Here is a 25,418-nt window from a genome sequence, read left to right on the forward strand (position 1 = left end):
CCTCCATTTCGCGTATTTCAAATCATTACGTTTTCACGCGAAATGGGATCCGCATTATTCAGAAAACAATAATGATTTTAACTTCTTTCCAAAACCGGAATCTGTAACTGCAATGATCGAACGCACTTGTCCAATCGCAACACTTAGCTCTGCGCGCGTAAAATTCGTTGCTAATGGAACATGATAACTCTGACATTTATCAGAGAACTTTTTTTGCGTTGTTTGTCCACAATCCGCGGCTAAAAAGACGACCTGTACTTGATGCTTTCGAATTTTCTTCAAAACTAAATCTTCGCCAGTCGTGATTTTGCGCGCTCGTTGCGCTAGTCCAAGCAGATCTAAAACTTGCTTTTTATTCATGACCAAACAATTTAATCCGTGCGACCTTGTGATCAACGTAAGCAATTAATTCATCATAAAAATCATCGCTGATCTTAATTCCAAATGCCTTGTCAAATATCTTTTCTTCCTTGGCTTGCTTTGCAACATCAACATCGAGATGGATGTATGCGCCACGACCATTTTGCTTGCCTGTCGGATCGATTGCAACTTCGTTTTCCTTATTCTTAACAACCCGAACAAGCTCCTTTTTAGGAAGCATTTCGCCAGTTACAATATCTTTTCTCATCGGAATTTTCCGTTGACGTTGTGCCATTTTTTAAACCTCTTATTCTTCTGAACCTTCGTCAGTTGGTTCGGTTTCAACTGATTCTTCTTCAACAGCTGGTTCAACTGGTTCTGCAATCGTCTTATCTTCTAAGTTTTCTTCTGCAGCATCGGTTTCTGACTTAATGTCAATCTTATAACCAGTCAACCGGGCAGCCAACCGAACATTTTGACCACGTTTTCCGATTGCAAGTGAAAGTTGGTCGTCAGGAACAACAACGATGCAGTCATGTTCATTTTCAGGATCAAACCGAACTGCTAATACATCAGCAGGATTCAATGCATTGGCAATAAAGGTTGCCGGATCTTCATCCCACTTAACGATGTCCATATTTTCACCCTTTAATTCGTTAACAATCTTTTGAACCCGTTCGCCCCGTGGTCCAACACAGGTCCCAACCGGATCCAAGTTGTCGATCGTTGCCCGGACAGCAACCTTGGCGCGATCGCCAGCTTCCCGGGCAATTGAAACAATTTCAACTTCACCGTTATAAATTTCAGGAACTTCTTGTTCAAATAATCGTCTTAACAAGTCAGGGTGTGATCGGCTAACAAAAACTTGCGGGCCCTTTGAGCTATTTTCGACTTTATAAATGTAAACTTTGATCTTGTCGTGTGACTTGTATTCTTCACCTTGAATTTGGTCCTTGCGTGACAAAACGGCTTCAACTTTACCTAAGTTAACATAGATAAAGTGGTTATCGCGCCGTTCAACTTCACCCGTAACGATTTCATTTTCATACTTAATGTATTCATTATAGATGACGTTATGTTCTTCTTCACGTACCCGTTGCATGATGACTTGCTTTGCAGTTTGAGCGGCGATCCGACCAAAGTCTTTTGGCGTAACTTCGAATCGAATTTGGTCGCCAATTTCATATGCTTTGTTTAATTGCAATGCGTCATCCAAGCTAACTTCCAACCGGGAATCAAAGACTTCATTCACAACATCCTTAACCGCATATACGTGAATGTCGCCCTTCTTTTCATCAAACTCAACTTCAACGTTTTGAGCTTGGCCGTAATTCCGCTTATATGCAGAAACCAATGCATTTTCCAATGCTTCAATAACAACTTCACGCTTAACGCCTTTTTCCTTTTCAAGAACGTCTAACGCAGTTAGTAATTCCTTACTCATGAAAATTTCTCCTTAGTATATTTGATTAAAACTTAATTGCTAAACGAGCTTTCGCAATTTTATTCCGAGGAATCGTAATTGTTTTGGTCCGTGTTTTATCTTGATATTTGATCGTCAATTCATCGGCTGACAAATTCGTCATCGTTCCTTCATATATTTTACTGCCTTCAAACGGCTGATACAAAGAAACGTGAATGTATTTACCAAGCGCCCGTTGATAATCTTTTTCCTTTTTCAAAGGACGTTCGGCACCCGGTGATGAAACTTCAAGATAGTATGCTTGCGGAATTGGGTCCGGGTCGCAATTATCAAGCTTTTCGCTTAATTGATCACTGACCATTGCACATTCATCAATCGTAATTCCTTCCGGCTTATCGATGAACACGCGCAAGTACCAACTTTTACCTTCTTTTACAAATTCAACGTCCACCAATTCAAAATGATGGTCGTCTAAAATCGGTGTAACTAAATCAGTTACAGTTTCTACTACACTGCTCACTCAATATCCTCCTCGTTTTGCTAAATAACTCCATTCATCAAAAAGAGTGAGCATCGCTGCTCACTCTTACCGAGTTATTAAAATACAACAAGTAGTGTAACAGATTATTTGGAATTTTTCAAATTATTAGGAATTTTGCTTTTTTCATATTTCCAACATAGTGCCAAAATTAACCAAGTAATTAATGAAACAATAATTCCTGCTGTTAATAATGGTGGCCAGAATGACAATTCGATATGATGTTTTCCTTTTGGAACCTTAATTGCTACAAAAGTATTAAACGCCTTATACGTCTTTACCTTTTGTCCGTCAACTCTGGCTGTCCATCCTTTATTATAAGGAATCGATGTCATCATCACATCTTTTTTTCCGCCAGGCATATCAATCGTTCCACATAACTGAAGCTTTCCGTTATATGTAAGTTGTAATTGGTTGTTCATAACGGAACGCATCGTTTTTTCAAAATTTGAAATATTAAATTTATATGCAATTAAATCGTTTAGGCTAACTGGTTTCCCATTATACGGTGAAATTTTGACTTTTATTATACTTCCAGGAGAATTTGCACAAACGTTGAACAACATCGGTTGAGAGCCATTTCCAACACCTGGAACACCATTTTCATTAACTGTTACAACTGCATTCCATAAAATATCAGTTGTTAATTGAACATAGTACGGTTCAGCTGAAACGTTCTCTAAAATTAATTCATACGATGATGACTCATTTTTATTGATTGTCTGTAACAACCCTGTTTGTCCGCCTTTAAGTGAACAGTTTTCCAATTTAACTTGATAGTTAACGGGTTCAAAAAACGTTTCATCTGATCCAACAATCTTATTTAACAGATATGATTGATCATCTGCAGTAAAATCGCTAGATGGAAATTTATCAGCTGAAATAACATCCTTACTGGCAGCAAATCCCAATGATAATGCTAAAAGATTTTGATAAATCTTTACTCCATTTAACTTTTTTACTGGAGTATAGAATGAAATGTCTGGGCGATATGATGAAGGAGGTGTCATATCATTTGAATTTGCTAAATTACTAAATTGATCCACTGGTGCCATAAAGTACTTTACACCCATAACAGAGTCAACTAATAAATCCCCCCTCAACATAGCTTTCCTTTCCTAAATAATTAGTTGTCCCATTGAATTCATAAATCCAGTAACTGCCGTATTTTGAGTAGATGTAAATCCAGACATTCCACGATAGCCTACATTAATTGAATCATTTTCACTTCTTTGGAAAGTTTTTCCAATTCGGTAAAAATCTGTTGATTTTTCACGATTACTAATCCAAGTAATATCATGATCAAGGTTTGCAACAAAGTCAGTATATGTATTTGCTTGAGCAAATCCAATTGATTTTAACGATTGATAGCCATTATATCCACACTCTCCTATCATTAAAAATAATAATAGAAGTTCAGCAATTTCGGTAAGGTGGATTTCCTTAAATTTTTTATTATGACATTCTAATATCCATACTATGACTCCAAAAGTCAAAATCATAAATATCAGGGTCGCAATCATGTTAGGAACGGTTAAATAATCCAACTTTTTACTATGTTTTATAAAAACAAAGATCCAACAAAGAATAGGAATAAAGAAAGCTATCATCAATTGATAAAGCCTTGGTTTTCCTAATTTACTTAATCCTCTAAGTGCTAATAAAATCATCCATGTAGTTACTATATAACTAAAACGGTATGTATAATCAACAGGTGCCTGAAATGCATGCCACAAAATATCTAATGGTTGCCAGCACATGGCAAAAAACATAAATGCCGATACCAACGTTGCCGCAATCTTTTCTTTCCAAGAAATTTTTTAGATAAAAAGTAAAAAATAACTCCAAATAAAATCACTGCACCAACAAATAAGTTTGGAGGTCCACCTTGAACTTGGCCATCATTAAAAGCTCCAATTATAAATTTAGTTAGCATCTTCCATGGAGCATATTCAAATGTTGCTTGAATTGAACGTTGAGTGTACACTCCCTTACTCCTTGTAATATCAAAAAAAGTAGGAAGCAATAAAAAGCTAACAGATCCAGCTGCTAATATTGAGCTAATTCCAAATCTAGTAAATCTCTTTCCAAAATTTTTCCAGCCATTCCACTTACGTACAGCCGTCCAAGCAAAATATAATACAACAAAGATACATATCATATATCCCATATAAAAATTGATAAATAAAATCAATGCTAAAAATAATGTATAGTAAAATGATTTATTTTCATCAAAAAGCTTTTCAATTCCATATAATATAAACGGTAGAAATATCAAAGCATCAAGCCACATCAAATTTAGTTGGTTAGCTATTATCCATCCCATCAATGAATAGCATACTGTTGCTACTGGAATCCATCTTGGGTTAATCCAATCTGTTTTTTCTAAAAAATATCCAATAGCAAAACCTGCACATCCATATTTAATTAGAGTTAAAAGTAAAATTCCAATTGGTAAAATACTTTTATTAAAAAATAACATAATCAAATTAAATGGGCTTAATAAATAGTATGCCCATAATCCAATGGTTTCACCACCAATTCCATTCGTAAAAGAATATAATAATTGAGAAGGATGGTGAAGTAAGGTATCTCGATAAAAAGCAAAAAAGTCGATATATTGCTCTCCCATATCCCAAGTTAAAATTGAAGAATTTCCAAATGGAGTCATTTTTAAAAGAGCAAAAACAACTAACATTACAATAAACGGTAATCCAAAATATATGCTTCGTTTAATAATTCTTTCTCTATTGTTTCCAAGCATCTTTTTAATAGAATCACTCTTGTTTTTAATGTCCATTACACCTTACTCCTGTTTATGAATTTCTTCTATTTTAATGTTGCTTAAAAATTTTAATATTGAAAATTATACATACAATAATTGAAATCAACCACGCAATCCGCGCTAATAATGTATATCCATATTTAACTTCAATCTTATTACTGCCATCTACCAAATTAACTTGAGTTGCTCCATCAGCATCTGAAGGCTGTGCTGCTTGATGAACCCCATTAACAGTTACCTTTTCACCTGGGAAAAAGTAAACAGGTAAAATGGCTGTCGTTGAACCATCAGAATCATAACTGAATTTCATATTATATGAATCAGACATTTTATGTTTTACATGTTGCCAATTATCGTTTGCATATATTTTATAGTCACTTATATATCCTGCATCTCCATTAGATTTTGCTGGATAATAATCACCTAATCCATTAAAATCTGCTTTTTTTGTAATTTGACTCAAATAAAAGTGACTATTTGATCCTACATGATAGCCATCCATCTGATTTACACCAGTCATTGTCCCCCAATGAGCAAATAAAACTCCTAAAATTAAAACATTAAATAGCTTAATTGACTTACTCTGCGAATAATTTATTTGATAATCCTTAACTAACTCACTTGCTGCAACTGGGAAAAGAAGCGATGCCATTGTAATAAATCTCCATGGAAATTGTAATAAACCAAACATATTCTGAAAAACATCCCATGGGAAAAGTGATGTTGTAATAAATGTAAAGAAAACCGCCGCAAACAATACATCTTTAAAAAATCCTTTAATTTTCTTCAAATTCAAAATAATTACAACAAATAAAATTAGAAATACTGGATTAAAGACATCTCTACTACCCGCGATGTTATTTAATGACCAATCAAGTAATTGACGTGGAATTAACGAACATACATATAAATTCATCGGTCCTGGCCCATTTACTTTAACAGTTAACATCGTTTGTAACATTGGAACAAGAAAACCTAGTCCTAGTACAATGCTCATCCCTGTTGCCTTAAGTAATGCAATAAAACGTTGCTTATTCATTTGTTTTTTCACTAAATTTAAACAAATAAAAAATAAGACTAATAATGCAGCAATTACTAAAGATAAAACATGAGTATAAACAAGTAACGTCATTCCAATAACAAGAGTTTTCCAGTGTGGAGTCTTTTCATAGAAAATTTGGAAAATTCCCAACAAGACAAGTGGGAAGAAAGTCATTGAAATAACTTCTCCCATATCTACTCGAAAATAAATATCTGAAGTACGGCAAATAGCAAAAGTATATAATATAGCCGCAAAAATCGATGGAAGCGTTGTTTGTTTCATACGTTTTACACATTGATATGTAATTTCAAGAGTTGCAAATGTTATTAAGAGAAAATAAATATAATAACCGCCAACCAAACTTCCAGTTAATTTGATTAACAAATACATTGGGTAAATAGTTCCCCAAGGATACATTAAATTAACAGCAGACGCATTATGTTGAAAATATTTAAAATTAATCGGTGATTTCCAAATATTTTCAAGACTCATGACTCTTGAAAAATTAAATTGGCCATCAATATCTGCTTTAATAATTGGCTGTCCTTTTGTATTAAAGAAAAATATTAAATAACAAAAGCTTAAAATTATAAAAAATATAATTCTAATTAAGTTACGTTTTACATTATCGTTTAATTTAAATGATGTAGAAATATTCTTTTTATTATTCTCCTGCACCAATATTTCCTCCTTAACATATTAATTATTTGTTATAAAATACAGTGTAACTATGTCCATTAACATTCATTTTTATGTAAGATAATGATTTTAAATAGTCATAATTATCAACGTCTTTTGTTTGAACTATGTAAGCAGATTTTCCAGATTGAAGTTGTTGTGGAAGATCTGTATGATACTTTTGTAACGAATCCATATCGTTGGGGTTTGGATCTTCTAAGCATCGCATAAACGAATCACAGTCAAATGGAATACCATAATAATTATCTACATTTAATTTATTAAGTTTTGAAATAAAATTTCTTGATTCTTTAAAATTAATAATATATCCAGGAAACTGATTTATTGTTAATTCCTTATTCAAATAATCTGTAAAATAATAATTTGTAAATATTCCTGTTGAAATGAAAATTATACCTATTGTAATTGCTTTAATGATAAATTTTTTCTTTAAATTCAATAATTTTCCAAGTCCTAATCCTGACCATATACTCAAAACAACTATTATAATTGACCAGTGATTAAAGTTGGGGAGTACAAGTAATAAGATAGGTACTAACATCAATGATAACAAAATTAAATTCTTTGAGAATTTGTCTTCTTTATTATTTTTTCTTCCAAATAATCCTATAACCGCTAAAACAAACATTAATAGATGGATGATCGAATAATTAGGAATGCTAGAATGAAACATTAAATCGTTTCCCGTTACTAATTGTTTCAAGCTATCAAATGTGTTGTTTACTATATTGTCAATTATATTTCCTTTGAAGGTAATCATTGAACTTCCTGCACGCGTTGCCCCAAGAGCCCCAACAGAAAACCATAAAATCTTAAATGGTTTAACACCACAAAATTGAACAAGTAAATAACAAATTATTGGAATTAATAAAATAAAGCTAACCAAAATACTTGCTATGATATCTTTCTGATTAAAATTCTTACATTTAAGTTGAATATAAATAACACATGCAAATAAGAAAGGTAAAATTATCCATAATCCTACATAACAATATGAAAGTAAAGCAATCAAAAATAGTGAAATGTAACCGTATATTTTTTTATGTTCTGATACTGATATAAAAATACATCCTAAAATTGAAATAAAAAATGGCACAACAATACTGCAGTCTAATGCCCATCTTCCATACATTAATAACCATTCACAAGTCGTTAATGAGATAGTGATACCAACTACATAATTGGAATTTATCTTTATCCTTAGTAGTGAATATATTAAGAATATGACACTGAAAATAGTTAAAAAAGCCATTGGAAATCGAAATGCTGCTAAATTCATCCCGAAAGCTTTCATAAAAGGAATTGCTAAATGTCCATATAAAACAGATTGTCCTCCAGAAGATAATGAATATACTGGATTATGCATTAAATGTGAATCGATTCCATAATGAGCCAATGCCCAAGAATCATACATCGCAAAAGATTCATCACCAAAGAATCCAGGAATTTTTCCTAATAGAACTAATTCAAATACAGTGAAAAAAATTAAACATCCACCAATTACAATTTTTTGAATAGTATTTATATCACTTTTAACAACGATATAAATAATCCCTAAAACGAAGAATAAAATACTTAAGGTTATAATTCCACTCATTCCTACTCCTCTTCCTTTTAACTAAAACTTATCCGAATAATCATCTTCCTCAATCGTAAATCTTGGACGACCTTTTACCTCAGAATAAATCTTACCAATATATTCTCCAATCACACTGATACAAATCATTTGAACTCCACCAAGAACCCAGATTGAAATCATCATTGATGACCAACCAGCAACAACATGCCCGAAACAACGCTGAATAAAAGTATAAATCATTAAAATAATTCCAATAAAGACAACACCAATTCCTAAGCCCATAATCAATTTAATAGGAACTGTTGAAAACGAAGTGATTCCGTCTAACGCAAACTTGATCATTTTCTTTAATGGATATTTTGATTCGCCGGCGAAACGCTCTTTTCGCGCGTAGTAAACCTTAGCTGATGGAAAGCCAACCATTGGTACCATTCCACGCAGGAACAAGTTTCGTTCTTTAAATTGAAGCAATGTTTCGACTGCTCGCTTACTCATTAACCGATAATCAGCGGAATTTGGAACCATATTAACCCCTAACTTCTTCATCAAATCATAGAATACAAGCGCCGTCTTTCGCTTGAATGCTGTATCGGTATCACGATTGTTCCGTACACCGTAGACAATGTCCTTCCCCTCATGGTACTTTCGAACCATCTTTGGAATGGCATTGATATCATCCTGAAGATCAGCATCAATTGTAATCATCATATCTGAATAGTTAACTGCCGTTGTTAAGCCAGCAACTAGTGCATTTTGGTGACCAAAGTTCCGGCTGAACTTGATTCCAGCAATATAATCATGTTGTTCTTCAAACTTTTGAATTAAACTCCATGTTTTATCCTTGCTACCATCATCGACAAACAAAATTTTACTGTTATCAGCAACTTTTCGTTCATCAATCATATTTTCAAGAACTTCCCCAAGCTCTTTAACAGTTTCTGGTAATACTGCCTCTTCGTTGTAACATGGGACAATAATCGTTAATATTTTTTCTTTTCTCATTACTTGACCTTTCAATACAGTAATTATTGTACAGAAAAAGATTATGAAATTTTATTTCAAAAATAAATTCTTTTTTATCTTCACAAAAAAAGCAACTTCTCTATACAGCGAAATTGCTTAAATATCAATATCAGTTAACTAATATAAATTTTAAAAAAATTTTGATTAAACGTCAAATACTTTTCGCTAGATCAATATTGATTTTTCATAAATCAAAAAAGGTGAGACACCCTTCAGTATTCCACCATCTTACAGCTATTTACTTCTGCTGAATCTGTTAAAGACAAATGAAATTGCATTAAAAATCAAAATTCTGACATAATCGATCAACGAACAAATGATGAAAATCAACGGGCACACAATTACCGCTATAATCAAGTAATGTTTTACATTTGGAACCAATAAAGCTGGCATTTTAAGCCACTTAAGCCAAATCATTTGCTCCATGATTGGATTATCGTGAATCAGATAAACGCCAAAGGTGGTTGCCGCAATTGCGTTGATCAACCGGTTGTGGCCGAGATGTATATTCTTGAAAAGCAAAATGATTCCCGTTGCCATTAAAACAATTGAAGGACTGAATTGTCCTGCAATATTGATAAAGCTATTGTGATAGAACTGTTGATTATGCGTCGTTGCGCCCATGTAGTCATAGTAAAAGATCACGGCTGCCATCAAAATAGCCCCAGCAATTGTCAAGAATGTTCCTAAAAGACATTCATGCTTCGTACCATAAAGACGGATATAACCGCCAATAAGATAATACAAAATAAAGACAACCAATTGACCATACCAGCCATAACTTCCAAAATTCGGAATCAGTGTTGGAACCAGCGTAAACGTAATGGCAATGATGATGATCAAATTCCGGTATTGCTGGCGGGTAATATTATGTAATGCAACGTTGATGTACGGATAAACCAAATATAATAAGATGTATTCACTTACAAACCAGCAACTATTATAGAAAAGCGGTAAGAACGTTTGTTGAAGAACAATCGTATTCTTGGGATTTACCCATTTAAAGTGCACGGCAACAAAGTAAATGATGATTGAGTAAAGATAAACTTGAACGATTAACATCAAAATCTTTTTGAAAGATTTCTTCCCGTTGATCGAAGAATTTACTAAAAAATACCCTGAAATCATTACGAAGATTCCAACAGCAACCTTTCCCAGCGTTGCGACCATCTGACCCGTAAAGGTTGTTAACCAAACATTGGTAGCAACTGGCGTCCAGCCACCAATACTTGTATTATTATTCAACAATCCGTGAACAACTGAATGGTGGAAGATAATGAAAAGCATTGCGATAATTCTCAATAATTCAAAGTTCGAATTTCTCTCTTTCTTTAATCCCACAATTACACCTCTAATTATTTATGTATCAGTACCTAATTTAATGAAAGATTGACTAAAGGTCAAATATTTTTAATAATTTTATCTCATCAAAAAAATGGAACGCAACACTACGCTCCACCGTACAATCATTAATTTGATATTTTTATTTTATCCTTAATTATTCATAAATCAAGCTTGATTTAAATTTTTTATGGATATTTAAGGTTTTATGGCGTTACCACTTTTTCTTTATTGCATGGCGGTTTCTTTCAAGATTCTTAGAAGTTAAAATGCTGCTAATTAAATCCTTAATCTTATTCGGCAAATCTTCCCAAAGAAAATCAACCAGAACGATATAGCTCATCCATAAATCTAAAATCAATTCAATTAATTCACATCCCCACTCAATTAACTGATTTAAAGCCGTACTTTGATTTTTACTATACACTCCACTACTTAAAGGTCAGCAAACTTAGAATTTATAGATCTTTAACCTCTTCTTAATTCCTAAATAGTAGAATCTTACTTCATATACTAGAAGTTTAACAAAAATAATTCAAAACGCCAAAGTATCCCAAAAGAGAAATGTGTACTCAGCTTTAAATAACGTAATTGACGTTAGAGTCCAATCACGATGATTAACTGTTTATAATAATTCTACCATCCGATATTAAGAGAATCATTATACGCTTTAAGAGGTCAATATATTTTTTATTAAGATTCAGCATTATATAATTTGTTACATTATGAAAAAATTACATCTAACTATATAATTAATTTTATATTTAAAACTAAATATGTCGGAAATAATATAATTTTAAAATAACTTTTCTTTCAAATCCTTTTTCAACCGTGAACATGCCTCTTCCAATTCTTTAAAATTTTCTTTTGTGAGAAAATATAGATTTCCATTTACTGAATCTTCATTTTTTAGACTAATTTTAAAGTCTCCTATTGGTCCTCCTAAAGGGACTCTACTTATTGGATTTATTTTTCCAATTATCGATATTTTTTCAATATTTTCAAAATTGATTTTTTTCACTTTACATCTAAATATTTTAAATACACGTGTAATTATAAACTTATTTTCAAAATCTATAATTAACACCGGTTTTTTCCTAAGATATAGAAAACGATAAAAATAAATAATAAAAACAAATACCCAAAATAAAATCCAAAAAGATTTAGCATTTCCGTTCCAAAAAAAATATATAAATCCCAATATACTTAAAAGCATGAGCAGCCATATAACATTAGATTGAATCGCTTCAAACCTATTTTTCATTTAGAATCCCCCCTAGATCTTTTGTAACATCCGTAATTACAAAAATAGCCCTCATCATCGCTATTACAGGCTATTCATTCTATTTTTATTCATCTGTTAAACGTTTCAGTAAATAACAATAAAAATTATATGTATGTAAATTAGTTATCAATTAACATTTAACTCTGATTTTAAACGATTAATCACTGATTTTAATTCTTTAGAACTTCTACATGTCATTAGATTTAATGATATAGAAATAATATTATTACCCTTAGTTAAGTCATACGGCAATCCTTCACAAGTTGTCTTTGTCTTAACCAAAAGAACAGCAAATTTAAGACTTATCAAATGAGTACTCAATCCTTTAATATCTACATCAGCAATATCATCAAAACTTATCTTCTTTGCATCTCCTGCTTTAACATTCCCCGCCATTCCATTCAACTCATAGTTGAAAGTTTTACGAAAAGAAATAATCCCATGGTCAAAATCAATTTTTAAAGGCGAACTAATTACCGCACGGAAAGAAACAACTACACAAACCAAAAGTCCTAAAAGTGCAAGTCCTATTACATTTATCAATGTAAAATGAAGAAAAAACTTAATAATAAGTAAAATAGGTAAACAACTAAAAAGACATATATAACACATAAAGAAAAACCACTTGATTGAAGACTCTTCAGCAATAAATGTATCTTTTTTCAAAACAAATACTCCCTCACTAAAATTATCAAAACATTTAGTATTATTTAATATCTAATTCTGATTTTAGACGTTGAATTGCATCATCTAAATCCTTTATGCTTTTGCTAGTAGGAAAATATAAATTAGCGGATACAGTCATTCTATCATTAATCATCATTCCTGTTTTCTCATGCGGTTTTTTGACATCAATATTAATCATTCGATATATTCCTTCTCGACTAACAGAAATTTTCAAAATTTCATCAAAACGAATATCAATAGTTCGCTTACTAAACAAAACCGGATTTTTTACAGTAATTGTTTTTTGATTAAAATCAAACGCCAATACAGATTTTGCAAATAAAAACCAGATGCATATTCCCAGTGAAACAACTAATCCTAAACCAATACCAATTACAGCAATCCACATACAAATTTGAAACACTAAATTTGGAATAGCAGATCTGTTAGAATAACAAAACCAAAATACAATTATCATTGCAATAAATGTAACTAACCACTTAAAAATTGATTGATGAACTTTATATTTATTTTCCATTTAAATTCCTCCTAGACCCTTATATAACCGTAGAATTGTATCAAATCCAAAAATAAATAGCAAATATGATTGCTATTGTCGCCTATATCAATACGTGCAGTTTCTGCTTGTTGTTAATTAAAAACAACTATCGTTTTCCCCCCCCAAGTATTAATCCGGTTACTAAAAATGAGTATGTTCGATACAACCGATTAACAATTCTTCATCTTTTTTATTGAGGTCTGACCGTTCCAGCATATCTTGCACTTTATCGATTGCATATTGTCTTTTATCAGGCAACTTCCAAAAAATGAATATCGACATAATTATTATTTCTTAGCTTCATGGCGCTTTAACAACCACACCACAATAAACTCAATGTTTTAAAAATTACATCGATTTATGACAAAACGTATTCAAAATCGTATTCACTTTTCGTATCTTACTCAAACTTAAAGCTGGAAGATTAATTTGAAATCAAAATAAAAAAGCCTATGAACGTTAAATTCATAGACTTCATTCTCTATCTAAAACATATTATCAAACAAACTCAACTGATTTTCATCCGGCAAATCATCCAAAACATGTTGTTCGTTCATAAATTCAATGATTGATTGGGAAACCTTTCCGCGTTTAGCTAAGTCTTCCTTTGAGAGGAAGGCCTTTTCTTCTCGCGCCGCGATAATTTGTTTAGCAACGTTCAATCCTAATCCTGGAATGGCTGAGAACGGTGCCAGCAAAGTCTTCCCGTCTTCCATGATCAACCAATCGGAAGCATCCGACTTATTGATGTCAACCATCTTAAACTTGAAGCCGCGTTCGAGCATTTCGTTCGCAATTTCAAGTACCGTCAACAGGTTCTTTTCCTTTGTTGAGGCATCCATTCCCTTATCGTTGATCTCTTTCATCGCATTCTTAACAGCTTCTTTCCCGTGAGCCATTGCGACCAAATCAAAGTCATCTGCTCGAACAGAGAAATACGCAGCGTAGTAGATGATTGGGAAGTAAACCTTAAAGTACGCGATCCGCAGTGCCATCAAAACGTAAGCCGCAGCGTGCGCCTTTGGGAACATATACTTGATTTTTAAACATGATCCAATGTACCAATCAGGTACATCAGCTTCACGCATTTCCTTTTGCCAATCATCCGGAATTCCGCGCCCTTTCCGCACGTGTTCCATGATTTGAAATGACGTTTCTGAATTTACGCCAAAGTGGATCAAATCCATCATGATATCGTCACGACATCCGATAATTTCACTCATCTTTGCCGTGCCGTTTTCAATCAATTCTTCGGCGTTTCCTAACCAAACATCTGTCCCGTGAGAAAGGCCTGAAATCTTCAACAATTCTGCAAAGGTTGCGGGATGCGTCTTTTCAAGCATTCCCCGAACAAACCGCGTTCCGAATTCAGGAACCCCTAACGTTCCGGTCTTTGATTGAATTTGTTCCGGCGTAACACCTAAAACATCTGTTCCTGAGAACAAGGACATGACCCCTGGATCATCAGTTGGAATCGACTTCGGATCGATTCCGGAAAGATCTTGCAGCATCCGAATCATCGTTGGGTCATCATGCCCCAGAATATCAAGTTTTAAAATATTATCATGAATCGAGTGAAAATCAAAGTGAGTCGTTCGCCATGGAGCATTTAGGTCATCCGCCGGGTATTGAATCGGTGAAAAATCATAAATTTCCATGTTATCCGGAACAACTAGAATTCCAGCCGGGTGCTGCCCTGTCGTTCGTTTAACCCCAGTAGCTCCTTTTGCTAAACGGTCAACTTCAGCTCCGCGGAAGGATTGCTCTGTATCGCGCTCATATGCTTTAACATAGCCATAAGCTGTTTTATCCGCAACCGTGCCAATTGTTCCGGCGCGGTACACGTTGTTTTCGCCGAACAAAACCTTCGTGTAATTGTGACCAATTGGTTGATAGTCACCGGAGAAATTCAAATCAATATCTGGAACTTTGTTTCCTTTAAATCCAAGGAACGTTTCAAAGGGAATTTCTTGGCCATCCTTAATCAATGGCGTGCCACATTCAGGACAATCTTTATCAGGCAAATCATACCCCGAACCGTATTCACCCTTTGTGAAAAATTCCGAATACTTGCATTGTGGACACCGATAATGCGGTGGCAACGGATTAACTTCGGTGATTCCAGTCATAGTGGCAACAAAACTTGAACCAACGGACCCCCGGGAACCTACCAAGTACCCGTCCTTATTTGATTTAAATACCAGTTTTTGGGCAATCAAGTAAATAACCGCAAACCCGTTCCCAATAATGGACTTCAATTCCTTATCAAGCCGGGCTTGAACTAATTCCGGCAACGGATCGCCGTACCATTCATGCGCTTTATTCATTGCTAATTCGCGAATTTGATCATTCGCTCCCGGCATATTGGGCGTATACAATTTATCCTTAACCGGTGAAATCTCATCGCACATTGCCGCAACCTTATTCGGATTGTCAACAACGATTTCTTTGGCCGTATCTTCGCCTAAGAAATTAAAGGCCTCAAGCATTTCATCCGTTGTGCGGAAATGCGCGTCCGGCAACTTCCGTAACCGATTCAACGGATTAGCTCCGCCTTGCGAGTGAATCAAAATTTTACGGTAAATCGCATCTTCCTTGTTCATGAAGTGCACATCGCCCGTGGCCGCAATCGGAATATTCAACTCATGGGCCAGCTTAACCATATCAGCAATAATCTCTTCAAGGTTGTGTTCATCCTTAACCAGTTCCTGTTCAATTAACGGTGCATAAATGGCTTTCGGTTGAACTTCAAGGTAGTCGTAATACTTGGCCTTCTCTTTAGCAACGCCGTATCCCTTTTGCATCATCGCCGTAAAGACTTCACCATCTGCACATGCTGAACCAACTAACAAGCCTTCGCGGTACTTATCCAACACTGACCGTGGAATCCGTGCAACGCGGTAGAAGTACTTCGTCATTCCGTCTGACATCAACTTGAAAAGGTTCTTCAATCCGGCTTGCGTTTGCGCCAGGATCGTTGCATGAAATGGGTGTTCATGCTTGTATGCATCATTTTGTCCCATGTATTGGTTGAACTGATCATGGAACTGGATATCATACCGTTCTCCCGCGTCCTTCAACATTGCATAATAAATATACCCGGTTGCTTCGGCATCATAAATTGCCCGGTGGTGATGCTCTAGGTTAACATCCAACTTCTTTGCCAAGGTATTTAACCGAAATCCCTTCATTTCAGGATACAGGAAACGCGCTAACGGCAACGTATCGACCCACGGTTCACTGATCAGTGGCAGACCATGCCGTTCGTAACCGGTATTCATAAAGTCGACGTCAAACGTTGCGTTATGTCCGACGATCACACAGCCCTTGCAGAAGTCTTGGAACATCTTGAAGACTTCTTCTTCCGACTTTGAACCGCGGACCATATCATCCGTAATACTTGTTAAGTTGATCGTTGTTTCTGAAAGCGGATGGCCCGGATCAATAAATTGCTCAAATTTATCAATTACCGTTCCATTTTTCATCTTAACCGCTGCCAATTCAATGACTTTGTTGTAACGCGCAGATAATCCGGTCGTTTCAGTATCAAAAACAACATAAGTTGCATCCTTTAAATTCACATGCTGTTCGTTGTAAGCAATTGGAGTGCCATCTTCAACGATATCAGCTTCAACTCCATATAAAATTTTAACGTCATTTTTCTTTCCAGCGGTATGAGCTTCTGGAAAGGCTTGCAGACCGCCATGATCCGTAACCGCAATTGCCTTTTGGCCCCACTTAGCAGCTTGCGCCACGTAATCTGAAATACTGTTGGTGGCATCCATTTGACTCATGTTGGTGTGCAGGTGCAATTCGACCCGCTTCTGATCTTCCGGCGCAGTATCCTGGCGTTCCTCGTGATGAACTTCCATAATGTCATATGCATTAATCGTCAAATCCCGCATGTAAGTATCTTCCTGAACACTCCCGCGCGCCTTGATCCATTTACCCGGTTTCAAGGCATCAAACAATGCCTCATCATTTTCATCACGCGAAAACTTCTTGATAACGAACGATGAACTATAGTCCGTAACTTTCAGAATTAGCAGTTTACGTTCTGAACGTAATTGTCGAATTTCACAGTCAAAAATATAGCCTTGAACAACTACTGATCGTTCTTCTTCATTAATATCGGCCATTTGCCGGACCGGAATGTCGTCAGCAATCTTCCGGCCAATTATAACCGGCCCGTCAATTGAAGCGGCCTTCTTCGCAACTTTCTTCCTTTTCTCACTTTGCTTTTGAATCGCTGCCATTGCTTTTTGAGCCAATTCAGCATCGCTTTTTGCCTTGCGTTCCTTAAATTCGTTGATTTTTTCTTGAGATTTGGAGTCATCAACGATCGTCGCAAACGTCATCTTCGGGAATCCCAACCGTTGATATTCTTCTTCAATCGGTCCAAGAGCTTTAGTCGTCAAAAAGTCCTTAATGATTTCATTTTCTGCAACGATCATTGGCCGTTTATGATCCAGATATGGCACTTTGCCGCGAAAAACCTCATGGATCATTGGTGAATGAACTTCACTGTGAGTCACCGCCCATTCCCAGTAATCAGCTAAATTGTGATCCGTGACCTTGGGATCCTCCGTTTCAACAATCAACCGGGTTGCGGCAATTTCCTTAAAAGCAGCGGCAACATGGTTCGCTAAATCCTGATAGGCATTAAACGGTAAGATATCATTGACCTTTAAATGAAAATCCCACCGGTGCGAATTCACATGAACTTCAACTTGGTCGATGGCTGCATCCTTGAATGCTTCTTGAAATTCCGCATCCGGTTGCCAGTCAACCTGTTCAAGCAACTTTTCAAATAATTCTTGTTTACTAAGTGCCACGCTTTTAGTCCTCCCTCGTATTTATGTGCTTGTTCTATCATAACAAAAATAAGACCGGGACAAAAGGACCCAGTCTTATCTTTCTTCAGTTTTTACTAGTTTGTTACGGTTAAAAAATTAATCGACATTCTTCAATAAAATTGCAAGGGAATCAACTAATTCGTCAACCTTAACTTCAACCGTTTCGCCAGATTTCCGCAATTTGATTTCAACAATACCGTCATCGGCCTTCTTACCTACTGTGATCCGAACCGGCAAGCCCATCAAGTCTGAATCAGCAAACTTAACACCGGCCCGTTCCTTCCGATCATCAAGCAAGACTTGGTAGCCAGCATCTTGCAACAGTTTTTCAATCTCTTCGGCTAATGTCCGTTGTATTTCGTTCTTCACGTTAACTGGAACAACGTGGATATCGAATGGTGCAATGCTGCGTGGCCAAATCATTCCATTCTCATCATGGTTTTGTTCAATGATTGCTGAAAGCAACCGTGAAATTCCGATTCCATAGCAGCCCATAATCATTGGAATTGAACGCCCGTTAGCATCTAAGACGTTGGCGCCCATCTTCTCTGAGTAACGCGTTCCTAATTTAAAGATGTGGCCGATTTCGATTCCGCGGGTAAACTTTAACTTGCCTTCGCCGTCTGGAGAAGCGTCGCCTTCGCGAACCGTCCGTAAATCAACGAATTGATCAACCTTAAAGTCACGGTTAAGGTTAACGTTAATGTAGTGATAACCGTCTTCGTTGGCACCGGCACTGGCATTGACCATACCTTCAACGTCAAGGTCAGCATATACTTTCAATTTTTCATCAATTCCGACGGGTCCTAATGAACCAAAGCTTGCCCCTAAGTACTTTTGAGCTTCTTCTTCAACGGCTGGTCGTAAACTGTCAGCCCCTAAGAAACTCTTTAACTTCGTTTCGTTTAATTCATCGTTGCCACGCATCAAAACTACGATTGGTTCATCATCAGCGACAAACAGTAACGTCTTGATTTCATCTTGCGAATCAACGCCTAAGAATTCAGCAACTTCATCAATTGTCTTCACATTCGGCGTTTCAACCTTCTTTAATTCTTGCGGTGTTTCGTGTGACTTTTGAACCGTCCGTAAGTTTGTTGCCTTTTCAATGTTTGCAGCGTAGTCACTGCTATCAGAATAAACCACAGTGTCTTCCCCGATTGGAGCAATTGCCATAAATTCGTGGGAATCCTTTCCACCCATTGTTCCTGAATCAGCAATGATTTCACGGAATGTCAAACCAACGCGGTTAAAAATGTTCCGGTAAGCATTTCCCATGTCATTGAATACTTGATCAAGACTTTCGCGATCAGCATGGAATGAGTAGCCGTCCTTCATGATAAATTCGCGGCCCCGCAATAAACCAAACCGTGGCCGGTTCTCATCGCGGTACTTTGGTTGAATTTGGTATAAAACCAATGGCAATTTCTTATATGATTTAACTGAATCCTTCACAACTTCTGTGAAGGTTTCTTCATGGGTTGGGCCTAAGATAAAGTCACGATCGTGGCGATCCTTTAACTTGAATAATGTTTGACCATAGGTGTCATACCGGCCGGATTCTTGCCATAATTCGGCTGGAATCACGGCTGGTGCAAGCATTTCAACAGCCCCAATCTTATCCATTTCTTCGCGAACGATTGCTTCAATTTTTTGTAAAACGCGGTTCGCTAATGGTAAATATGTATACATTCCGGCAGAAATTTGTTTAATGTAACCGCCCCGCAGCATCAGTTGGTGACTGACTGCTTCTGCATCACTCGGGACTTCCTTCATTGTCGGAATCAACATCCGTGTTTGTTTCATTAATATCCCTCTTCTTTCGAACAATTTATTTTAATTCTAAGTCTACCATAATCTTTTAAAAGAAGTAACGGCGAATATCATTCCAGGTGACCAGAACCATTAAGATCATCAAGAACGCAAACCCGATCATCGTAATGACAACTTCCTTATTCGGATCCATTGGCTTCTTCCGAATCCCCTCAATAATATTCAATAAAATTTTCCCACCATCAAGGGCTGGAATCGGCAAAAGATTCATAATTCCTAAGTTGACGGATAACAAGCCCATCAAGTTGATGACGGTAATTGTACCGTGATGAGCAGCTTGAGCCGTCATCGAGTACATTGCAACCGGACCACCCAAGTCATTCAGACTGAAGCCGTGGGTAATCATGTGCCCAATTGCACTAAAGACTAACATAATAATATTCCACGTTTGGGTAAATCCAAATACAAGAATCGCCCCAATTGAGTGGTCGTTTTTAATTTTTTCAGTAATTCCAATTTGGCCAGTCTTTTGCCCATTTTGTTTAACCGTCTTCGGTGTTAATTGGATCTCTTTAGTTTTCTTAGCTTGTTTAACCTTTAACGTGGTCTCCTTACCACCACGACTACCAAGATCATTTACAAGGTCGTGCCAATTTGAAACTTGATGACCATCAATTGCGACGATTTGGTCACCAGCCTTTAATCCAGCCTTCGCAGCAACTGAGTTCTTTTGAACCGTTCCAATCACATTTGAATTTGTTGGAATCTGAACGCCGCCTTGAAGCATCGCAACCAAGCCAAAAGCAATGATTGCCAAAACAAAGTTATTAAACGGACCGGCAACATTCGTAAAGATTCGTTTCGGAACACTGACGGATTGATATTGAACGTCTAACGGTGCAACCTGAATTTCAGTTCCATCTTCTTCAGTGATCATTGCATCACGTTTAACATCGAACCGTTTAACCTGACTTTCATCACCGTTTTCGTATCCTTCGATCCACATTCCCTTTTGCAGATCCCAGTCAGTCACAACCAACGGCAAGCCGCCCTTTAACATTTTCTTTTGACTGGTGTTAATCTTAATGACCTGATCCTGCTTATCAAGCAACAGCGTGATTGGCGAACCCTTTTTTAGTGATTCTTCATCATCTTCAAGGCCGGCCATCCGCACGTAACCGCCTAACGGCAAAAGCCGCCATGTATACGTTGTTCCATTTTTATGATATGCAAAAAGCTTTGGTCCCATTCCGATTGAAAATTCACGCACCAAAATCCCTGATTTTTTGGCTGCATAAAAGTGACCAAATTCGTGAACAAACACCAGCACACCAAAAACAATCACAAACGCAATAATTGTTACAATCATTGTTTTGGGTTTACCCCCTTCTTTTTAAAATTAAATCAAACCGGCAAAGTGCATTAACGGTAAAACAAATAATAATGAGTCAAACCGGTCAAGAATGCCGCCGTGCCCTGGAAGGATCTTGCCTGAATCCTTAACACCATAATGCCGTTTAAATGCTGATTCAATCAAATCGCCAAATTGACCCCCAACTGAAAATACAAGGGTCAAAACAAGCATTAATGCGAAATTGTACTTGAAGTATGGCTTCATAAAGAAGATATATGCCCCCACAATAACAACTGCAGCAAGCGTCCCGCCAATCGAGCCTTCCCATGTTTTATTCGGACTGATCTTCGGGGCTAATTTATGCTTTCCAATTTTTCGACCAATCAGGTATGCGCCGCTATCAGTGATCCAAACGATTAGTAACGCGTACAGAAGCATCCATAAACTTTCTGTCCGCGCCTGAATCATAAAGTGAAAGCCGAAACCGGCATAGACTGCTCCTAATACAAGCGCACCAGCATCATCAAAATTGAACATGTTCTTTGAAATCACGCTGAATGCTAACAAGCACAGTAAGAAAACAAAGAAAAGATCCATGTAGTTTTCACCCTTCGGCAAAAATTTCAACCATGTTCGCGGAACCAGTAAACTGGCGATTGCAAAATAACTAATAAATGCCGCTGGTGAAACGACAAATAATTTTTTCATTGAAACAAATTCAGTCATTGCAACGATTCCCATTGCAACAACTAAAATATTAAATGGTGTTCCGCCAATAATTAAAAGCGGAATAAAAATAATTAAAGCAATAATTGCGGTTGTCACGCGTTGCTTCATTTCGATTTTCCTCCCTTAGTATCCTTTACGCCACCGAAACGCCGGTCACGTTGTTGGAATTCATAAATATCATGGACCAAATCATCTGGTTGATATTCCGGCCATAATTTGTCAGTAAAGACTAATTCGCTATATGCAATTTGCCATAACAAGAAGTTTGAAATTCGTTCTTCACCGCTTGTTCGGATCAGCAAATCTGGATCATTGTATGGCGCAACTTCTTCCGTCATCAAGGACTTCGAAATCACATCTTCATTGATATCATCAACGGCTAAATCGCCATTTTGAATTTCGGTGGCAATCTTCTTTACCCCCGTGATGATTTCAGCTCGACTGCCATAATTTAAGGCAAAGTTCAACACCATCCCGGTATTGTCTTTCGTTTGTTCGATTGCATCATTGACCGCCTTTTGCGTTTTGGGTGGTAAGTATTCCGTGTAACCCATCACGTTGACCCGGACATTGTTTTTGATCAATTCCGGAACAAACGTATCGAAAAATTTAACCGGCAGATCCATCAAAAAGCTGACTTCGCTTTCCGGACGCTTCCAATTTTCGGTTGAAAAGGCATAGAGAGTCAGTACTTTGACTCCTAAGTCACTTGCAGCTTTTGTAATATCCTTAACAACTTCCATTCCGCGTTTATGACCGGCAACCCGCGGTAATCCACGCCGTTGAGCCCATCGGCCATTTCCATCCATAATAATGGCAATGTGTTGCGGCATCTTTGCAGGATCTAAGTTAACTTCTTCAGTCTCGCCTGCCGTCGTGTTTTTAAATAAATTCTTAAACATTGTTCTTCTCCATTCACTGATGACAATAAAAAAGGGTAAAAACAGCCCCTGTCTGTTTTACCCCAAATCTGTTGATCTTAGCCTTCAAGAATTTCCTTTTCCTTGTCAGCAACAATTTCGTCAACCTTTTTTACTGCTTCATCAGTAACCTGTTGTGCTTGATCTTCTAAATCATGTAATTCATCTTCTGACATTTCGCCGTCTTTTTCAGCCTTCTTCAAAGCTTCGCGAATGTCCCGCCGAGCATGGCGAACTGAGCCCTTGGCCTTTTCGCCAACGGCTTTAACTTCTTTTGCTAATTCCTTCCGGCGTTCTTCAGTCAATTGCGGAATAACTAACCGAATAACGGTTCCGTCATTGACCGGATTTAACCCAAGATCTGAAGCCAATAATGCATGTTCAATATCATCCAATGATGACTTATCATATGGTGAAATCAACAATACCCGGGCTTCAGGAATTGAAATTTGGGCAATTTGATTCAATGGCGTTGGTGCGCCATAATAATCAACCGTTACTCGGTTAAGCAAGCTGGCATTTGCCCGGCCGGCCCGAATACCGCCAAGCTCGTGTTGCAAGGCTTCTTCAGCCTTAACCATCTTTTCTTGGCCTTCTTTAATAATTTCATTTGTAATCTTCATGATTATTTTCCTTCCACGGTTGTTCCAATATTTTCACCTTGAACAACTTTCTTGATATTTCCACGTTTATTCATGTTGAAGACAACCAACGGAATGTCATTATCCATTGATAATGTTGAAGCCGTTGAGTCCATGACATGAAGCCCCTTGTTGATGATGTCTAAGTGGGTCAATGTTTCAAACTTGATTGCACTTGCATCCTTCTTCGGGTCAGCTGAATAAATCCCGTCGACCCCGTTCTTTGCCATTAAGATGACATCAGCGTTAATTTCTGATGCTCGCAAAGCAGCGGTTGTATCCGTTGAGAAGTATGGTGAACCAGTTCCGGCAGCAAAGATTACGATCCGGCCTTTTTCAAGGTGGCGAACAGCTTTCCGCCGAATATATGGTTCAGCAACTTGTCGCATTTCAATTGCGGTTTGAACGCGGGTCGGAACGCCAAGTGATTCCAAGGTATCTTGCAATGCCAATGCGTTCATTACCGTTCCAAGCATTCCAATGTAGTCTGCTTGAGCCCGTTCAATTCCAAGTTGTTCACCGGTAACCCCACGCCACATGTTACCACCACCGACAACGATGGCAATTTCAACGCCAAGGTCGTGAACATCCTTGATTTCTTCAGCAACTTTCCGGATTTCAGGCGGGTTGATTCCCTTGCCTGCATCCCCTGCTAAAGCTTCGCCACTCAATTTTAATACGACACGTTTATACTTAATAGCCATGTGGATCCTCCTACTTGATTGAAAATGATACATTCATGTAATTAATCTCAATATATTCTATCATATTACAATCAATGTTACAAAAGGAGATTATTCATTTAGAAGTCGTCACTTTTTAGTGTTGATGAGCAATCAATTCGATCACATCATTTGATGAAATTCCGTTGAAAAACTTGTTCAAATCAAATGACCGCAACACCTTAGTGATCGCATCAACCTCGTATGGCCTACTAATCAGGGCCTTTTCCAACTGGTGGACATCTTCAACGCCAAAGAAATCACCATAAATTTTCGCCATTTTAATTTTACCGTCTTGAACTTCAAAACGGGCATCAATCGTTCCGGCGTCAAAGTGCTTCCGCTTTTTAACCGTAAAGGCTGGTGATTGCCCAAATGCCCAATCCCAGTCTCGGTATCGATTAGTTTCAATTCGGTGAATGGCTTGCTGATCCTTTGCCGTTAATTGATATTCATTGACTTGCGCCTGACTCAGGTCATCAACGTGATAAATGCGCTTAATCAGTTCATCCCGAAAACCAGCTGTATCAAGTGTCTGAAATTCCGGATTCAAATATGGTTTTATGTTTGTTACCCGACTGCGAACTGATTTAATTCCCTTTGATTCAATTTTATCTTTAGGAACTTTTAATGCTCCTGCAACTGCGTCTGTGTCAACATCAAACATCAATGTTCCATGACAAAACGTCTTTCCGTTACGAGTATACATTGCGTTGCCGGAAAATTTTTTACCATCAATAACAATATCGTTCCGTCCATTAACTTCTGCACCGGTAGCTCCCATCTCATGCAGCGCATTAACGATTGGTTGGACTAAAGTTTTAAATTCACCAAAACGTTGATGATTAGCTGGAACAATAAAACTAAAGCACAAATTACCTAAATCTTGATACATTGCGCCCCCGCCTGATAGCCGTCGCGTGATTGTAATTCCATGTTGTCGACAATAATCTTCATTAATCTCTTCCATTGTATTTTGATTACGTCCCACAATAATACATGGTTTTTCAATGTAAAAAAGCATAAACGGAGGAATCATGACATTAGAATTCATTAAATATTCTTCCGTCGCAAGATTAGTCCGAATATCCCGAGTTTGCATTGCTAAATACTGCATTTCATC

19 protein-coding genes and 1 pseudogene are annotated in these 25,418 nt (G+C 36.9%); all 20 read right to left on the reverse strand.

Going from position 1 to position 25,418, the window contains the following annotated elements; all coding sequences use genetic code 11:
- Positions 1-54: 54 nt before the first annotated feature.
- Positions 55-360: a YlxQ-related RNA-binding protein gene (locus FC64_RS03970; protein ID WP_057906653.1), complete on the reverse strand. Its 306-nt coding sequence runs from the start codon at positions 358-360 to the stop codon at positions 55-57.
- Positions 353-655, reverse strand: a complete 303-nt coding sequence (rnpM, locus tag FC64_RS03975) for an RNase P modulator RnpM (protein ID WP_057906654.1) — start codon at positions 653-655, stop codon at positions 353-355. Before rnpM ends, FC64_RS03970 begins: the two co-directional genes overlap by 8 nt.
- Positions 656-667: 12 nt before the next feature.
- Complete coding sequence (nusA, locus tag FC64_RS03980) at positions 668-1,804, reverse strand: transcription termination factor NusA (protein ID WP_057906655.1); 1,137 nt, start codon at positions 1,802-1,804, stop codon at positions 668-670.
- 25 nt (positions 1,805-1,829) lie between these two features.
- Complete coding sequence (rimP, locus tag FC64_RS03985) at positions 1,830-2,303, reverse strand: ribosome maturation factor RimP (protein ID WP_057906656.1); 474 nt, start codon at positions 2,301-2,303, stop codon at positions 1,830-1,832.
- A 104-nt stretch (positions 2,304-2,407) separates the two neighbouring features.
- Positions 2,408-5,121: pseudogene (locus tag FC64_RS07550) on the reverse strand (YfhO family protein).
- 34 nt (positions 5,122-5,155) lie between these two features.
- A complete protein-coding gene (locus FC64_RS04005) occupies positions 5,156-6,826 on the reverse strand; it encodes a glycosyltransferase family protein (protein ID WP_057906660.1) in 1,671 nt (556 codons plus the stop codon).
- A 25-nt stretch (positions 6,827-6,851) separates the two neighbouring features.
- On the reverse strand, positions 6,852-8,444 hold the full coding sequence (locus FC64_RS04010) for an ArnT family glycosyltransferase (RefSeq protein ID WP_057906661.1): 1,593 nt from the start codon (positions 8,442-8,444) through the stop codon (positions 6,852-6,854).
- 21 nt (positions 8,445-8,465) lie between these two features.
- Positions 8,466-9,428, reverse strand: coding sequence for a glycosyltransferase family 2 protein (locus FC64_RS04015; RefSeq protein ID WP_057906662.1), 963 nt, complete (start codon positions 9,426-9,428; stop codon positions 8,466-8,468).
- A gap of 255 nt (positions 9,429-9,683) precedes the next feature.
- Positions 9,684-10,790 carry an acyltransferase gene (locus FC64_RS04020; protein WP_057906663.1) on the reverse strand — a complete coding sequence of 369 codons (1,107 nt, stop codon included), beginning with the start codon at positions 10,788-10,790 and terminating at the stop codon, positions 9,684-9,686.
- A gap of 796 nt (positions 10,791-11,586) precedes the next feature.
- Complete coding sequence (locus FC64_RS04030) at positions 11,587-12,054, reverse strand: hypothetical protein (RefSeq protein ID WP_057906665.1); 468 nt, start codon at positions 12,052-12,054, stop codon at positions 11,587-11,589.
- 147 nt (positions 12,055-12,201) lie between these two features.
- Entirely contained in the window at positions 12,202-12,741 is a 540-nt protein-coding gene (locus tag FC64_RS04035; protein ID WP_057906666.1) for a hypothetical protein, read from the reverse strand.
- Between the two features lie 40 nt (positions 12,742-12,781).
- Positions 12,782-13,279 carry a hypothetical protein gene (locus FC64_RS04040; protein WP_057906667.1) on the reverse strand — a complete coding sequence of 166 codons (498 nt, stop codon included), beginning with the start codon at positions 13,277-13,279 and terminating at the stop codon, positions 12,782-12,784.
- Positions 13,280-13,785: 506 nt separating this feature from the next.
- Positions 13,786-18,135, reverse strand: a complete 4,350-nt coding sequence (locus tag FC64_RS04045) for a PolC-type DNA polymerase III (protein ID WP_057906668.1) — start codon at positions 18,133-18,135, stop codon at positions 13,786-13,788.
- Positions 18,136-18,252: 117 nt separating this feature from the next.
- Positions 18,253-19,962, reverse strand: coding sequence for a proline--tRNA ligase (locus FC64_RS04050; RefSeq protein ID WP_057906669.1), 1,710 nt, complete (start codon positions 19,960-19,962; stop codon positions 18,253-18,255).
- A 55-nt stretch (positions 19,963-20,017) separates the two neighbouring features.
- Positions 20,018-21,298 (reverse strand): RIP metalloprotease RseP, encoded by a 1,281-nt coding sequence (gene rseP, locus FC64_RS04055; RefSeq protein ID WP_057906670.1) that lies wholly within the window; start codon positions 21,296-21,298, stop codon positions 20,018-20,020.
- Between the two features lie 30 nt (positions 21,299-21,328).
- Positions 21,329-22,120, reverse strand: coding sequence for a phosphatidate cytidylyltransferase (locus FC64_RS04060; RefSeq protein ID WP_057906671.1), 792 nt, complete (start codon positions 22,118-22,120; stop codon positions 21,329-21,331).
- Positions 22,117-22,914 carry an isoprenyl transferase gene (locus tag FC64_RS04065; protein WP_057906672.1) on the reverse strand — a complete coding sequence of 266 codons (798 nt, stop codon included), beginning with the start codon at positions 22,912-22,914 and terminating at the stop codon, positions 22,117-22,119. The genes FC64_RS04060 and FC64_RS04065 overlap by 4 nt, the downstream gene beginning before the upstream one ends.
- 77 nt (positions 22,915-22,991) lie before the next feature.
- Positions 22,992-23,555, reverse strand: a complete 564-nt coding sequence (gene frr, locus FC64_RS04070; RefSeq protein WP_057827945.1) for a ribosome recycling factor — start codon at positions 23,553-23,555, stop codon at positions 22,992-22,994.
- A gap of 2 nt (positions 23,556-23,557) precedes the next feature.
- Complete coding sequence (gene pyrH / locus FC64_RS04075) at positions 23,558-24,277, reverse strand: UMP kinase (RefSeq protein ID WP_057827944.1); 720 nt, start codon at positions 24,275-24,277, stop codon at positions 23,558-23,560.
- A gap of 115 nt (positions 24,278-24,392) precedes the next feature.
- Positions 24,393-25,412: a lipoate--protein ligase gene (locus FC64_RS04080; RefSeq protein WP_057906673.1), complete on the reverse strand. Its 1,020-nt coding sequence runs from the start codon at positions 25,410-25,412 to the stop codon at positions 24,393-24,395.
- Positions 25,413-25,418: the final 6 nt, after the last annotated feature.

Origin of the sequence: Ligilactobacillus araffinosus DSM 20653, assembly GCF_001435375.1 — a bacterium.
GTDB classification, from domain to species: domain Bacteria; phylum Bacillota; class Bacilli; order Lactobacillales; family Lactobacillaceae; genus Ligilactobacillus; species Ligilactobacillus araffinosus.

What these genes read in the sequence shown, in the direction of transcription:
- FC64_RS04010 (WP_057906661.1), bottom strand. Translation starts at nt 8,444, where the DNA reads ATGAGTGGAATTATAACCTTAAGTATTTTATTCTTCGTTTTAGGGATT.
- FC64_RS04050 (WP_057906669.1), bottom strand. Translation starts at nt 19,962, where the DNA reads ATGAAACAAACACGGATGTTGATTCCGACAATGAAGGAAGTCCCGAGT.
- FC64_RS04065 (WP_057906672.1), bottom strand. Translation starts at nt 22,914, where the DNA reads ATGTTTAAGAATTTATTTAAAAACACGACGGCAGGCGAGACTGAAGAA.
- FC64_RS04030 (WP_057906665.1), bottom strand. Translation starts at nt 12,054, where the DNA reads ATGAAAAATAGGTTTGAAGCGATTCAATCTAATGTTATATGGCTGCTC.
- rseP (WP_057906670.1), bottom strand. Translation starts at nt 21,298, where the DNA reads ATGATTGTAACAATTATTGCGTTTGTGATTGTTTTTGGTGTGCTGGTG.
- FC64_RS04080 (WP_057906673.1), bottom strand. Translation starts at nt 25,412, where the DNA reads ATGCAGTATTTAGCAATGCAAACTCGGGATATTCGGACTAATCTTGCG.
- frr (WP_057827945.1), bottom strand. Translation starts at nt 23,555, where the DNA reads ATGAAGATTACAAATGAAATTATTAAAGAAGGCCAAGAAAAGATGGTT.
- FC64_RS04015 (WP_057906662.1), bottom strand. Translation starts at nt 9,428, where the DNA reads ATGAGAAAAGAAAAAATATTAACGATTATTGTCCCATGTTACAACGAA.
- FC64_RS04040 (WP_057906667.1), bottom strand. Translation starts at nt 13,279, where the DNA reads ATGGAAAATAAATATAAAGTTCATCAATCAATTTTTAAGTGGTTAGTT.
- nusA (WP_057906655.1), bottom strand. Translation starts at nt 1,804, where the DNA reads ATGAGTAAGGAATTACTAACTGCGTTAGACGTTCTTGAAAAGGAAAAA.
- pyrH (WP_057827944.1), bottom strand. Translation starts at nt 24,277, where the DNA reads ATGGCTATTAAGTATAAACGTGTCGTATTAAAATTGAGTGGCGAAGCT.
- FC64_RS03970 (WP_057906653.1), bottom strand. Translation starts at nt 360, where the DNA reads ATGAATAAAAAGCAAGTTTTAGATCTGCTTGGACTAGCGCAACGAGCG.
- rnpM (WP_057906654.1), bottom strand. Translation starts at nt 655, where the DNA reads ATGGCACAACGTCAACGGAAAATTCCGATGAGAAAAGATATTGTAACT.
- FC64_RS04060 (WP_057906671.1), bottom strand. Translation starts at nt 22,120, where the DNA reads ATGAAGCAACGCGTGACAACCGCAATTATTGCTTTAATTATTTTTATT.